Annotated in this window: 14 protein-coding genes; 6 read left to right on the forward strand and 8 right to left on the reverse strand. The window is 64.6% G+C overall.

The genetic code is table 11. The features are described 5' to 3' along the window. Positions 1-71: 71 nt before the first annotated feature. On the forward strand, positions 72-926 hold the full coding sequence (locus HGB41_RS11360) for a hypothetical protein (RefSeq protein WP_171084290.1): 855 nt from the start codon (positions 72-74) through the stop codon (positions 924-926). Between the two features lie 11 nt (positions 927-937). After that, positions 938-1,558, forward strand: a complete 621-nt coding sequence (locus HGB41_RS11365; protein ID WP_229422973.1) for a hypothetical protein — start codon at positions 938-940, stop codon at positions 1,556-1,558. Between the two features lie 80 nt (positions 1,559-1,638). On the opposite strand, the gene phbB is transcribed toward HGB41_RS11365, so the two are convergent. From phbB to HGB41_RS11390, 5 genes are all read right to left on the reverse strand, one after another. After that, positions 1,639-2,382, reverse strand: a complete 744-nt coding sequence (phbB, locus tag HGB41_RS11370) for an acetoacetyl-CoA reductase (RefSeq protein ID WP_171084292.1) — start codon at positions 2,380-2,382, stop codon at positions 1,639-1,641. A gap of 161 nt (positions 2,383-2,543) precedes the next feature. Then, positions 2,544-3,098 carry a hypothetical protein gene (locus HGB41_RS11375; RefSeq protein WP_171084293.1) on the reverse strand — a complete coding sequence of 185 codons (555 nt, stop codon included), beginning with the start codon at positions 3,096-3,098 and terminating at the stop codon, positions 2,544-2,546. Between the two features lie 77 nt (positions 3,099-3,175). Further along, positions 3,176-4,063 (reverse strand): M90 family metallopeptidase, encoded by an 888-nt coding sequence (locus HGB41_RS11380; protein WP_171084295.1) that lies wholly within the window; start codon positions 4,061-4,063, stop codon positions 3,176-3,178. After that, positions 4,064-4,834 (reverse strand): glutathione peroxidase, encoded by a 771-nt coding sequence (locus HGB41_RS11385; protein ID WP_171084298.1) that lies wholly within the window; start codon positions 4,832-4,834, stop codon positions 4,064-4,066. 226 nt (positions 4,835-5,060) lie between these two features. Beyond that, positions 5,061-5,669, reverse strand: coding sequence for a winged helix-turn-helix domain-containing protein (locus HGB41_RS11390; protein ID WP_171084299.1), 609 nt, complete (start codon positions 5,667-5,669; stop codon positions 5,061-5,063). Between the two features lie 408 nt (positions 5,670-6,077). On the opposite strand from HGB41_RS11390, the gene HGB41_RS11395 reads away from it, so the two are divergent. Both HGB41_RS11395 and HGB41_RS11400 read left to right on the forward strand, forming a co-directional pair. Then, positions 6,078-7,103, forward strand: coding sequence for an OmpA family protein (locus tag HGB41_RS11395; RefSeq protein WP_171084302.1), 1,026 nt, complete (start codon positions 6,078-6,080; stop codon positions 7,101-7,103). 112 nt (positions 7,104-7,215) lie between these two features. Beyond that, positions 7,216-8,178, forward strand: a complete 963-nt coding sequence (locus tag HGB41_RS11400; protein WP_171084304.1) for a YihY/virulence factor BrkB family protein — start codon at positions 7,216-7,218, stop codon at positions 8,176-8,178. A 481-nt stretch (positions 8,179-8,659) separates the two neighbouring features. On the opposite strand, the gene HGB41_RS11405 is transcribed toward HGB41_RS11400, so the two are convergent. The 3 genes from HGB41_RS11405 to HGB41_RS11415 form a co-directional block, all read right to left on the reverse strand. Next, the gene (locus HGB41_RS11405; RefSeq protein WP_171084306.1) at positions 8,660-9,922 is read right to left on the reverse strand and encodes an AI-2E family transporter; all 1,263 of its coding nucleotides are present in this window, start codon (positions 9,920-9,922) and stop codon (positions 8,660-8,662) included. A gap of 45 nt (positions 9,923-9,967) precedes the next feature. Continuing rightward, the gene (locus HGB41_RS11410) at positions 9,968-10,282 is read right to left on the reverse strand and encodes a BON domain-containing protein (RefSeq protein ID WP_171084308.1); all 315 of its coding nucleotides are present in this window, start codon (positions 10,280-10,282) and stop codon (positions 9,968-9,970) included. Positions 10,283-10,377: 95 nt separating this feature from the next. Continuing rightward, complete coding sequence (locus HGB41_RS11415) at positions 10,378-10,926, reverse strand: hypothetical protein (protein ID WP_171084310.1); 549 nt, start codon at positions 10,924-10,926, stop codon at positions 10,378-10,380. 218 nt (positions 10,927-11,144) lie between these two features. On the opposite strand from HGB41_RS11415, the gene HGB41_RS11420 reads away from it, so the two are divergent. Continuing rightward, positions 11,145-11,606: an outer membrane lipoprotein gene (locus tag HGB41_RS11420; RefSeq protein ID WP_171084312.1), complete on the forward strand. Its 462-nt coding sequence runs from the start codon at positions 11,145-11,147 to the stop codon at positions 11,604-11,606. Positions 11,607-11,707: 101 nt separating this feature from the next. Then, positions 11,708-12,076 (forward strand): hypothetical protein, encoded by a 369-nt coding sequence (locus tag HGB41_RS11425; RefSeq protein WP_171084314.1) that lies wholly within the window; start codon positions 11,708-11,710, stop codon positions 12,074-12,076. The last annotated feature ends 86 nt before the right edge of the window (positions 12,077-12,162 follow it).

The raw sequence follows: 12,162 nt of genomic DNA on the forward strand, positions 1-12,162 counted from the left end.
CAAGACTGCAAATGACGGAGTTTGAAACAATGGACCTTCTCTAGCCGCCCCATGCGGCCAGGAAGGAGACCATGTTGCGATCTCTCTCTACCCGTCTGCTCCTGCTGTGCGCCCTGTGGGTGGGCGGCTGCGCTTCCACCGGCGGACCGGTCAGCCTGCAGGAAGTGCGCGAATTCGCCGATGCCTCGGCCAGGCTGGGGGGCTATGCCGAACTGGCGCGCCGCTACCGCGACACCTACGAGCGCGAGCAGCCCTACCTGTCCCCCGCCACCGATCGGCTGGGGCGCGAGAACGATGCCAAGCGCAAGGCCGTGTACGAGGACTTCATCGCCATCCAGAAGACCCTCGTGCTCTACATGCAGACCCTGAGCCTGCTTGCCGGCGACACCCGCTACGACCTGTCCGCCCGCATCGACGACCTCGGCAATGGCCTCAAGGCGAATACCGAGTCGGGCCTGCAGCAGCGCCACATCGCCGCCTACACCGGCATGACCCGGCTCTTGACCCGCGTGATCGCCTCCGGCTACCAGAACCGCAGCGTCGAAACCATGGTGCGCGACGGCGACGCCGACGTACAGGTGCTGCTCGACGCCATGATCCAGCTTACCCGGCTCTACTACAAGACCAACGAGAATGAAAAGAAGACCATCCTCGGCATCTTCGATGTCGAGATTCCGTTTTCCACGCGTAATTCGGACCGCATGCTGGTCACGCTGGCCAAGGTGCATTACCTGAACAAGGCCACCGAGTACAAGCTGATCGACCGCCGCTACGAACTGGCGCTGCAGGGCCTGACCAAGGTGGCGCTGGGGCACAAGAAGATGCGCGAGAACCTCGGCAAGCTGTCCACGGATGAATTCCGGCGCCTGCTGGAAAACTACGGCCGCGACCTGCGCACCATCCGCGATGGGCTGTCGGGCGAATGACAGGAGAGCACATGGCATCGCCCCCCACCCGTTCCGCCGGCACTGCGGCCACAGCTTCCGCCGGTCCTGCGCCCGAGGACACCGGCACGCCCATGACGCAGGACGATGGCGCCCCGGCTGCGGCGGCCACCGTCACTGACGCCATAGCGGACGCCGCACCGGCGGCCGGCACCGGCAGCGGCCTGGCCACGCCCGACCAGATCGTCGAGCTGGCCGACCAGCTCTCGGCCTGCGCCGACCAGATCCACGAGCGCGTGATGCGCGAAATCCGCGCCTATGCCGGCGGGCCGGTGCCCGACAAGGTACAGGCCACGGCGCGCGCGCTGCTCGAGGACGAAGTGCTGCTGCGCCAGCGCGCCAACGGCCTGTATGCGGATGCCGCCACCTTCATCGTCCGGGCGCTCGGCAAGCCGCAGGCGCAGCTGGTCAAGCTCACTACCGACGCCGCCGAAAAGATCCGCCGCATCGGCGTCATCGGTGAAGTCACCAGCCTGGTCGGGGGCCTGCTGGCCCTGGCTGGCGCCGCCGCCACCGGCCAGGCCGTGCCGGTGCTGGTGGCCCTGGAGAAGATCCACAAGCAGGTCAAGGCAATCGAGGCGCTGGCGCCGAAACCACCTGCCAAGGCCAGCTGAACTCCAGCGCACCTGTTTCGCAACCGGCGAACCGGCACAAGCGCCCGGTCCAGGTTCCAGCCTGGCCGGGCGCCACCGTTTCAGCACATGTGCTGGCCGCCATTGATCGCCAGGTTGGCGCCGGTAACGAAGCCGGCCGCGTCGGACACCAGCCAGGCCACCATGCCCGCCACTTCGTCCGGCTGTCCAAGCCGGCCCACCGGGATCTGCGGCAGAACCTGCTCGTGCAGCACGTCCGCCCGCATGGCATGCAGGCCGCGGGTGTCGAGGAAGCCCGGCGACACGGTATTCACGGTGACCCCATGGCGCGCCATCTCCAGCGCCAGCGCCTTGGTCATGCCATGCATGCCGGCCTTGGCGGCGCAAAAATTGGCCTGCTCGGGTGCGCCGGCCTGTGCGCTGGCCGAGGCGATGTTCACGATGCGGCCCCAACGCTGGGCCATCATCGGTTCGAGCACATGGCGCGTCATGTTGAAGGCACCGTCGAGGTTCACCCCCATCACCGCATGCCAGTCATCCAGCTCCATCTTGCGCAGGCTGCCGTCGCGCTGGACGCCGGCATTATTGACCAGCACGTCGATGCGGCCGGCCTGGGCCAGCAGCCGCCCGACTGCCCGCCTGCAGGCCTCGAAGTCCGCGACGTCCGTTTCGACGGCGATCAGCTCCATGCCGTCGCGCCGGTGGCGGGCCAGCCAGGCCTGGTGGTTGTGGTTGGAGGGCGAGAAGGTGGCGGCGACGGTGAAGCCGTCGAGATGCAGGCGGCGGCACAAGGCAGTGCCGAGACCGCCCATGCCCCCGGTGACGAGGGCAACGCGATTGGTCATGAAAAACTCCCCTGAACGTGGTGGTCCGCGTTCATCGGGAAGGTCAAGTCCGCCGAGCGCGAGCTACCGAGTGTAGGGAAGCGGCCGGCGTGACTTATTGATCTAGACCAAGCACGCCGGCGAGGTGAGGAGAAGCTCCTGCCGGAGATTTTGCAGACGCGTCAGGCGATCAGCCGGGGCAGGCTGGCCGGGTCGAAGTCGGCCCAGTCGCCGTCGACGATATTGCCTTCGGCACGCTCGATGTGATGGGCGCCAAGCTGGCGCAGCACGTCGACCGCGCGGTCGGCCATGCCGGCATCGTCAAAAGCGACCGCGACCAGCATGCCGGCTTCGCGTGGCGGGATGCGGTTCTCGCCGCCCTCTTCCGACTCGCCGCGTTCCTTCATCTTGGAAAAGCTGAACAGCGAACCGACGTGGCCGCCAACCAGGCCACCGACGATCGGGCCCAGCGGCCCGGTCAGGGGCGAGGTAGCCGCGCCGATCGCAATGCCCACCGCGCCGCCGGTGGCGACGCCCTTGAGCACGCCTTCCGGCGTCTCCTTGGCGCCCGGGGATTGCAGGTTATCGCCCCCGATCGGGGTCTGGTCGTGCTGGCCCGGCTGGGTCAGGTAAAAGGCGCTGATTCGGCTGTTGTCGAACCCTGCATCGGCCAGTGCGTGGCGGGCGCGGTCGACGTCGTCCTGAAGCTGGAAGCGGCCTGCGATGATTGTGGACATATCGATTTCTCCTTGATCGTTGTAACTCGACTATGCGCCCGCGCGCCCTGCCCTATCTGTACGCAGACGCACGCAGCTTACCGCCACTGCCCGTACACCATTTGCTCGCCAAAGGTTTCGTGTGCGAACACGGCCGGTTCCGGCATCCAGGCCCGCGGGTCGATCCGGTAGTATTTGAGGAACTCGCCGTACAGCTCGGGATGGCGGCCAGAGAGCTGGTGCGGCTGCTCGAAGAAGGCTTCGGTGGCTACCGCGAAGAACTCCGCCGGGCTGCTGGCGCCGTAATGGTCGAGCACGCCCTGGTGGCCCCACATCGCCTCGCGCCGCAGGTTGGCATAGTCGCGCGACAGCACTTCGGACCAGCTGCGGTAGCGCGCGGTGCTGCCGAGGTAAGGCGCGCCATTGGTGCTGCCCGATTCGCTGTCGAGCTGGTGGGCAAACTCGTGCAGCACGACGTTGTGGGAAGGTGCCTCTTCGATGCCGGCGCGGCGCACGTGGTCCCAGGACAGGATCACGCGGCCGTCGCCCCAGGATTCGCCCAGCAGGTCCTGGCGCTGCTCGGAGACGACCCCGGCGGCATCGACCTCGCGCCGCGGCACCAGGAAGGCGCCCGGATACACCAGCACCGCATGCAGCGACGGATAGACATTGGCGGGGGTGGCATCCCCGGCCCGCCCCAGCACCAGCAGGCAGGCCTGGCCGGCAATGGTCAGGCGCATCTCGTCGGTGATGTCGAGGCCGGCGCAGCCCACGAAGGTCTTCTCGTGCAGGAATTGCTGGACCAAACGCTGCAAGCGCGCGCGCTGGGCGCCGTCCATGCTGGCGTACTGGGCGACATTGCGTTCCAGGGTGGCGAGGTCGGCAGGCGCGAGCGGCCGCGACAGCGCCCGGCGCAGGCGCCACTTCGGCAGCAGCCAGGCTGCCAGCAACCCGGCCGCCAGGAGGCCGGCGATGATGCCTTCCATTTAGCGTCCCTGCTTGTCGAGGTAATCCTGCACATCGTCGGCGCCGCCGATCAGCCGGCCGCCGACGAAGGCCTGCGGCCAGGTCAGGCTGCCGGTCACGGCGCGCAGCACGTTCGAGGTGATCTTCTGGTCTTCCGACACATCGGTGAACACGATGCCATTCTCGCTCAGCGCCGTTTTGGCGCGCGCACAATGCGGGCAGCCGGGGCGCGAGAACACCACCACCGCTTCGGGGATCTTCGCCTCGGGGTTGATATAGCGGAGCATGGTGTCGGCGTCGGACACCTCGAACGGGTCGCCTTCGCGCTCGGGCTCGATGAAGATCTTGTCGATCACGCCGTCCTTGACCAGCATCGCGTAGCGCCACGAACGCTGGCCGAAGCCAAGGTCGCGCTTGTCGACCAGCATGCCCATGCCTTCCGTGAAGTCACCGTTGCCGTCCGGGATGACGGTGATATTGGACGCGTCCTGGCCGGCCTTCCACTGGTTCATGACGAAGGCGTCGTTGACCGAGATGCAGAGGATGTCGTCGACGCCGTTCTCGCGCAGCACCGGGGCCAGCTCGTTGTAGCGCGGCAGGTGGGTCGAGGAACAGGTGGGCGTGAAGGCGCCGGGCAGCGAGAACACCACCACGGTCTTGCCCTTGAACAGCGCGTCGGTGCCGAGGTCCTGCCATTCGTCGTCGGGGCGCGCCTTGAAAGTCACGTTCGGGACCGGCTTGCCCTGGAGCGATTCCGGGGTCGGCAGTGTGGTGGATGTGCTCGCTTGCATTGGTTTTCCTCTCCGGTAAGCGGCAACCGGCGCCGCGTTCAAAGGGAGGTAAGGCCCGTTGACGCGATTTCAACGAGCCGGCACCAAATAATTGTTCATGTGAAAAAAACAAAGCCGCGCACAAGGCGCGGCATGAAGGACGACAGCGATCGTCGGACCGGCAGCTGCCGCGGGTCTCTGCCGCGGCGTACCGGGTCGCGCACGTAAGGGCGCGTCGGTCTGGCGATTACTTGGCGGCTGGCTGGCCTGGAGGTGGGCCGAACAGCGCTGCGACCAGCGGATCGCGGGTGACCGGGCTGCGGTTCACGCGGATGGCGTAGTGGGTGTCGTCCGCCAGGATGTGGAAGTGGCGGCCGCTGCCGGCCATGTTCTGCTCGCGCAGGCCTGGACGCTCCTTGCGTGGGGCAGCGCCTTCGCGCTTTGGCTGGCAGATCGCCGCGAGGAAGGCCTTGACCCGGTCCTGGTCCGGGCAGATCTGGTAGACGGCCTTGCCCAGGTAGGTGGCGGTGCCTTCGATGTAGCGGGCCAGCTCGATCACGCCGGCTTCGCGCAGGTCGCGGATGTACTTGCGGGCGCCCGACGGCGAGAACTTCAGGAACCAGGCGATTTCGTCCGCCAGCATTTCGTGGGTCGAGAGCTCGTTGATCAGCTTCTGCATGTTCTCGATCCGACGCTGCGTGGCCGAAGTGGAGCGGACACGTTCGATCGGCGCCAGGGAAATAGGCGCACGTTCGGTAGGCTGTGGAGGAACGCGTTCGATCAGCGCTGAGTTGCTGGAAGTGTGCACTGCGCCGATGTCGCCTTGCACCGCATTGTGATGAGTCGTTGCATGCATATTGGTGAGCTCCAATGAAAGAGAGAGACTGTGTGGTCCGGGTCGCTGTGTGTCGTTTGACACCCTGACAACACCTCGGTTCCGCTTAACTGGACTCAAGGTTGCCTGTGTCACCACCCCTTGGTCTGTGCGCCATCCCACATTCGAGGTCATTCCCGAAAGCATTTTTGACAAGCAGGCTTGCCAAGTCTTTTTTCATTGGAGTGACAGACCGTACACTTTTGCGCCATTAAGGTGCGCACAGCAGGTTTTTTCGTTGTATTTCTTCCACTGTTGTAAATTCGCACACCATACAGCCCATAGGTGCGATACCGCACGAAGGGTGTGGAACTTGCACTGTTATCCTTTATCCAACTTCAGCTTTGAAGCTTGCGATGTCAACAACCCTTCACCTTATGGGAGTTACCTGTGAATAATTCGAAGAAGATCGCCCTGGCCGTGGCCATCCTGTGCTCGGCTGGTACCACCATGGCGCAAGAGATCAACCCATCGTGGTATATCCAGCCCAATGTCATCCACGCCAAGCCGGACAGCGACTTTGGTGTGCGCGACCGTGACTGGGGTGGCGGCCTGAAGTTCGGCAAGGCCGTGTCGCCAATGTGGGACATCCAGTTTGGTGCCAGCCAGGTGCGTTTCGAAGACGGTCCTGCGCAATACCGCCAGACCCTGCTCGGCGCCGACGCCCTGCTGATGTTCTCGCGTGACCGCTTCCGTCCATTCGTGCTGTTCGGTGCCGGCCTCGAGCGTGACAAGGTCCAGAACCCACTGCGTAACGTTGGCAAGAATTCCCCATACCTGACCGCCGGTATCGGTTTCCAGGCTTCCCTGAGCCCGCAATGGTCGCTGCAGGCCGACCTGCGCAGCGTGCGCGGCCACCTGCGTGACGACGAGCAGTTCGGCTTCAAGCGCAGCAACAACAAATACTTCACCCTGGGCCTGAACTACGCGTTCAACCCGCCTCCAGCGGCCGCCGTCGCACCGGCCCCGGCACCAGCCCCGATGGCTGAAGCCCCGGCCCCGGCACCGGCACCGGCTCCAGCGCCACAGGCGCGTTTCGAAAAAGTGACCCTCGAGGCGACCAAGCTGTTCGAGTTCGACAAGGCCGACATCATCATGCCGTCGCCGAAACTCGACGAGATCGCTGCCGCCCTGCAGGCCGACACCAGCATCACCGATGTCGACATCACCGGCCACACCGACCGCCTGGGTTCGGAAAAATACAACCTGAAGCTGTCGGAGCGCCGCGCCAACGCCGTGCGCGACTACCTGGTCAGCAAGGGCATCGACGGCAACCGCCTGAAAGCCTATGGCAAGGGCGAAGCCAACCCGCTGGTCCAGTGCACCGAGAAGAACCGCAAAGCGCTGATCGACTGCCTCGAACCGAACCGCCGCGTCGAAGTCGAGCAGATCACCGTCGAAAAACGCGTTCAGTAAGCACCGGCCGGCCCTGCCCGGCCAGCCCGGCCGCTTGCGGCTGGCTGGTCCGGGGCACGGCATACGCTGGCACAGGGGGGCTTCGGCCCCCTTTTTAATTGGAGGATGAAACATGGATATCAAAAAGTGGCGACCGTACTCACGTGAGCTGGTAGGCGTCCTGCGCTGTGCCGCCACGGAATGGCTCGCCCACCGCGCCGCCAGCAAGGGGGCCGCGCTTGCCTTCTACACCCTGTTTTCGATGGCGCCGATCCTGGTGCTGGTGATTGCCGTCGCCGGCCTGTTCTACGGGCATGAAGCTGCGCAGGGACAATTGATCGATGAATTACGCGGGCTGGTCGGCACCCAGGGTGCGGAAACCATCCAGGCCATCCTGGCCGGCGCACGCAACAAGGAAGACGGCCTCTGGGCGACCCTCGTGGCAGGCGCGCTGCTGCTGGTCGGCGCCACCAGCGTGTTCGCCGAACTGAAAGACAGCCTGGACGAAATCTGGGGCGTGCCGCCGCCGAAAGGTGCCGGCTTCTGGGACCTGGCACGGACCCGCCTGCTCTCCTTTGGACTGATCCTGGTGCTGGGCTTCCTGCTGATGGTCTCGCTGGTCGTGAGCGCGGCGCTGGCCGTGGTTGAGAACTATATTGGCGGCATGTGGAAGGAAGCCGCGGTCGTCATGGGCTGGGTTGCCCGGGGCATCAGCTTCCTCGTGATCGCCACCCTGTTCGGCGTGATCTACAAGCTACTGCCGCGTATCAAGCTGTCCTGGCACGACGTGATCATCGGCGCAGTCGGCACCGCCGCCATGTTCACGTTGGGTAAATTCTTGATCGGCCTGTACATCGGCAACAGCGGCGCGGCCGACAGCTTCGGCGCGGCCGGTTCGCTGATCGCCCTGCTGCTGTGGGTGTACTACTCGGCGCAGATATTTTTCCTCGGGGCCGAGTTTGCGCGCCAGTATGCGCTCAAGCTGGGGAGCCTGAAGCACAAGCCGAAGGAAGAAACGGGGGATGTGCCGCGGGATGAAACGGGGAAGAAAGCCCCGGCGCCGACAGGAACCTGGAAGGACGGCCGGGCCGTGTAAGTCAAGCTTGGCCGGGCTCGCTGCCAGGCCACGAAATCGTAAGGTGGGCAGATTCTGCCCACGCGTTCAACGCCCGCGTGAATAACCACGGCGCATCTTTTCCAACGTGATTTGAACGCGTGGGCAAGGAACTTGCCCACGCTACGATGTCCGGCAGATCGTACGTTCGCGGCCGGGTCAGCTGCTACTTCGAAGCCCTACTCCCCCAACAACTCCGCGACCACTTCCATCCCCTCCACCCACTCAGCGATCATCATCAGCCGGATTACGGAGGAAGGGCCGCGCCGTGTAGGATGTCAAGCTGGGCCGGCCTCGCCGCCCGGCCACGAAATCGTAGGGTGGGCGGGGTGATTTCGGGCAATGCCCGGAATTACAAACGCCCGCGCGTTCAACGCCCGCGTGACTAATCGCGAAGCATCTTTTCCAGCGTGATTTGAACGCGTGGGCAAGGAACTTGCCCACCCTACGATGTGCGGCAGATCTACTCCCCCAACAACTCCGCCACCACTTCCATCCCCTCCACCCGCTCGGCAATCACCTTCAGCACCACCACCACGGGTATCCCGAGCAGCAGGCCCCACATCCCCCACAGCCAGCCCCAGAACAGCAGGCTCACGAACACGGCGGCCGGGTTCATCTTGGCGATCTTGCCGGTCATCCAGGTGGTGACGACCATGCCGACCAGGGTGGCGATGCCGAGCGACGAACCGGCGACCAGGATCACCATGCGCAGGGATTCGAACTGGAAGAAGGCCACCGCGCCGGTCGCCATCGTGATCAGGAGCGGGCCGAAATACGGGATGACGTGGGCCACGCCGGCGAAGGCCGCCCACGCGCCCGCATTCTCGAGGCCGATGGCGCGCAACGCCGCCCAGGTCAGCAGCGCCAGCAGGATGTTCGTCACCAGCAGCATGAACATGTAGTTCTGGATCGAGGTGTTGATGTCGTCCAGGATGTGGACCGTGACTTTCTTGCGGGTGAGTGACGGGCCGGTCAGCTTGACCAGCTTGCGCTTGAAGGTGTCGCCTGCGAGCAGCAGGAAGAACACCAGGAAGACCACCATCGTGGCCTGTGACAGGAAGGTCGCCAGGCTCACCGACCCAGCGAGCACCCAGTCCATCACCCGGATGCCCGGTGCGCCGGTGCCCGGTACGGCCGGGACCGCCTGGGTGCGTTTCTGGATGGCGCGGCGCTGTTCGCCGCTGCCCGCATTCGATGCGGCGCGTTCGATCTCGGCGGCGGCGGCCTGCACCTGCTGGATGGTCGAGCGCTGGCCGCTGGCGCTGCTGCTGGTCAGGATGCGCGTGACCTTGTGCGTGAGCGTCGGCAGCTCGTCGATGATGTTGAAGAATTCGTCCTGCAGCCGGTACACCGTGCCGCCCATGGCGCTGAGGATCAGCACGGTCACGAGGGTCGCGCCGATGGCGCGCTTGACGTGCCAGCGTTCCAGCCAGCGTACGACAGGATTGAGGGTGTAGGCGATGAAGATGCCGAGCAGGAGCGGCACGAAGAATTTCTGCGCCCACTGCAGTGCAAAGATGGAAGCGATGGTGGCGAGGATGCCGAGCGACAGTCCGCGTGCATTCACGTGGAGCGGCAGCCGCAGGCCGCCCACGTGCATCGTGAGCTCGTCGCCCGCAGGGCCTGGCTCCACGCCGGGCCCACTGGGGGCCGGCGCCGCCGGGGCGGTATTGTCAGGCGCTTTCGCGGCAGGTTGTGCCGGTTCAGTTGGTGCAAGCTGCATGGATAATGCCTTGACAATGGAGCCGGGCCGCCCCGGCGCCTACAATTACTTGACGCGGATGTCGTTCTTCACCGAGGTTACACCTTTCACGCCGCGTGCGATTTCCACAGCGCGCTGGGCATCACCTGGCTGGGCAACGAAGCCCGACAGCTGGACGTCGCCCTTGAAGGTTTCGACGTTGATTTCGGTAGCCTTGACGGTTGGGTCGGCAGCGAAAGCAGCCTTCACTTTGGTGGTGATGACTGCATCATCGACGTACTCGCCGGCGCTGGTGCTGGTCGAGGTCGAAGCGCAACCAACCGAGGTGATGGCGATGACGGCAGCGAAAGAAGCGGTGACGAGGCGTTGTGCAATTTTCATGATAGCTCCTGGATAAAGGTGGTCAAACTACGGATAAAACTACTAAAGCAAGCCCAAGCGGGCGGTGTGGCGGTGCCGGCACGCCGGCCCGCTGGTTATTTCCGGAAGGCGGTCTTGGCAGTGCTCACGCACTGGTCCTTGACTGCCCCGGCATAGGCGTCGCATTTTTCAATGGCGACGCGGTATTCGGCGGCAAGCTTGTCTTCGCGCGCATCGAGGCGCGCTTCGATGCTCTTGCGGTCGGCCTTCGCATCGGCTTGAGCGGCGACCAGGGTTGCCTTGGCCTGCTCGAGGCAGACGTCGCGGTCGTTGCCGGTCACGGCAGCGCAGCGCACCTTGTCGCGATCGAAGTTGGCCGACGCGATCTTCATGCGGGCCTGGGTGTAGGCCGACAAGGTGTTCTTGTAGGCGGCTTCGGCTTCTTCATCGATGCGCACGCGGGCAGCTTTCGCTTCGGCCATGCACAGGTCGTGTGGGTTCCCGGCAATCAGGTCGCAGCGGGCGCGGGCGCCCTTGTAGTTCGCTTCGGCTGTCGCCCGTGCTTGTTCATAAGTGGCCTTCGGGTCCGGCACAGCCTGGGCCCGTGCAGCATTTGCCCAGGCAAGTGCTGCGGCGACCAGCAGGAAAGCATGGGATGTTCTCATTTTTTTATTCTCCATTTGTCAACACGCTAAGGACGTTTTACACGTGCTGACGCAGGTCTTCTGTTCGCTGCCGAACACATGAGCATTTACACAACAATTGCTGGAGCTAGCGTGGATAAATCGGCTAACAATACGTAGAGCAAGGACGGTTAGGCAACGCACAGACCACGGTTGTCGTTATGACTATTCTGGACTCACACATTTGTCAGGAGAACAACATGAACGCAACCCGTACCCTTGCTGCTGCTGTACTTGCAGGCTCCGCACTTCTCACCGGCTGCGCCAGCACCTCGTCGCAGCCATATAACGACGGCTACAACAGCGGCTACAACAACAATGTGTCGATGGGCTATGGCACGATCGAATCGATCCAGGCAACCCAGGGCGCCAACCGCACCAGCGGCGCCGGCGCGATCCTGGGCGGCGTGGTCGGCGCACTGGCCGGCAACCAGGTCGGTAGCGGCAGCGGCCGTACCGCGGCCACCGTGGCCGGCGGCGTGGCTGGCGCAGCGATCGGCAACAACGTCGAGCGCAACCGCAATGCAGGCGGCCAGGAGCAGTACCAGATCAACGTGCGCATGGATAACGGCGAATACCGCGCCGTGAGCCAGGACAGCGTGTACGACCTGCGCGTGGGCAACCGCGTGCGCATCGTCGACGGCCGCGTCTACCGTTATTGATCAGTTGTCCCGGGACAGGGAGAGGCGCCCAGCTGCGCCCTTCCCTGGTCCCGTACCACCCTGGCCAATTCGGCGCCAGATCATCCTGCTTGGAGGCAAGCATGCGTATCCTCACTCCCCTATCCCGTGGCGCCTGCGCCTGCCTGCTTGGCATGTCGCTGTCCGCCCACGCCCAGACGCAAATACAGACTCCGACACAGGGCGACAGCCTCGTCGAACCCGTGGCAGCACGCCAGCAGGCGCGCGAAATCGCCCAGGGCGACCCGGCGCGCTGGACCCGCGAAGACGCGACTACCCAGGCCAAGCTGCGCACCATGCAAAAAGAAATGGGCGCGGCGCTGCAAGAGGCGAAGAATGCCTGCAAGCGCGCACCGGCTGCCGAGCGCAGTGCCTGTTTGCAGGAAGCGCGGGCGGTCTACCAGCGCGATATGGCGCAGGCAAAAGAGCGCGCTGGCGAACCGGCGCCCTAGGTTTTCGTTGAATACGTAAATCAGAATTGCCGCACACCGTAGGGTGGGCAGATTCTGCCCACGCGTTCAACGCACGTGTGCGGTCC

It is taken from the genome of Telluria aromaticivorans, from assembly GCF_013003915.1.
GTDB lineage: Bacteria > Pseudomonadota > Gammaproteobacteria > Burkholderiales > Burkholderiaceae_D > Telluria > Telluria aromaticivorans.

Bases quoted from the DNA above. Each gene is read 5' to 3' on its own strand.
- phbB (WP_171084292.1), bottom strand. From the start codon at position 2,382: ATGACCAATCGCGTTGCCCTCGTCACCGGGGGCATGGGCGGTCTCGGC.
- HGB41_RS11390 (WP_171084299.1), bottom strand. From the start codon at position 5,669: ATGCATGCAACGACTCATCACAATGCGGTGCAAGGCGACATCGGCGCA.
- HGB41_RS11385 (WP_171084298.1), bottom strand. From the start codon at position 4,834: ATGCAAGCGAGCACATCCACCACACTGCCGACCCCGGAATCGCTCCAG.
- HGB41_RS11410 (WP_171084308.1), bottom strand. From the start codon at position 10,282: ATGAAAATTGCACAACGCCTCGTCACCGCTTCTTTCGCTGCCGTCATC.
- HGB41_RS11415 (WP_171084310.1), bottom strand. From the start codon at position 10,926: ATGAGAACATCCCATGCTTTCCTGCTGGTCGCCGCAGCACTTGCCTGG.
- HGB41_RS11365 (WP_229422973.1), top strand. From the start codon at position 938: ATGGCATCGCCCCCCACCCGTTCCGCCGGCACTGCGGCCACAGCTTCC.
- HGB41_RS11380 (WP_171084295.1), bottom strand. From the start codon at position 4,063: ATGGAAGGCATCATCGCCGGCCTCCTGGCGGCCGGGTTGCTGGCAGCC.
- HGB41_RS11360 (WP_171084290.1), top strand. From the start codon at position 72: ATGTTGCGATCTCTCTCTACCCGTCTGCTCCTGCTGTGCGCCCTGTGG.
- HGB41_RS11400 (WP_171084304.1), top strand. From the start codon at position 7,216: ATGGATATCAAAAAGTGGCGACCGTACTCACGTGAGCTGGTAGGCGTC.
- HGB41_RS11425 (WP_171084314.1), top strand. From the start codon at position 11,708: ATGCGTATCCTCACTCCCCTATCCCGTGGCGCCTGCGCCTGCCTGCTT.
- HGB41_RS11405 (WP_171084306.1), bottom strand. From the start codon at position 9,922: ATGCAGCTTGCACCAACTGAACCGGCACAACCTGCCGCGAAAGCGCCT.
- HGB41_RS11375 (WP_171084293.1), bottom strand. From the start codon at position 3,098: ATGTCCACAATCATCGCAGGCCGCTTCCAGCTTCAGGACGACGTCGAC.
- HGB41_RS11420 (WP_171084312.1), top strand. From the start codon at position 11,145: ATGAACGCAACCCGTACCCTTGCTGCTGCTGTACTTGCAGGCTCCGCA.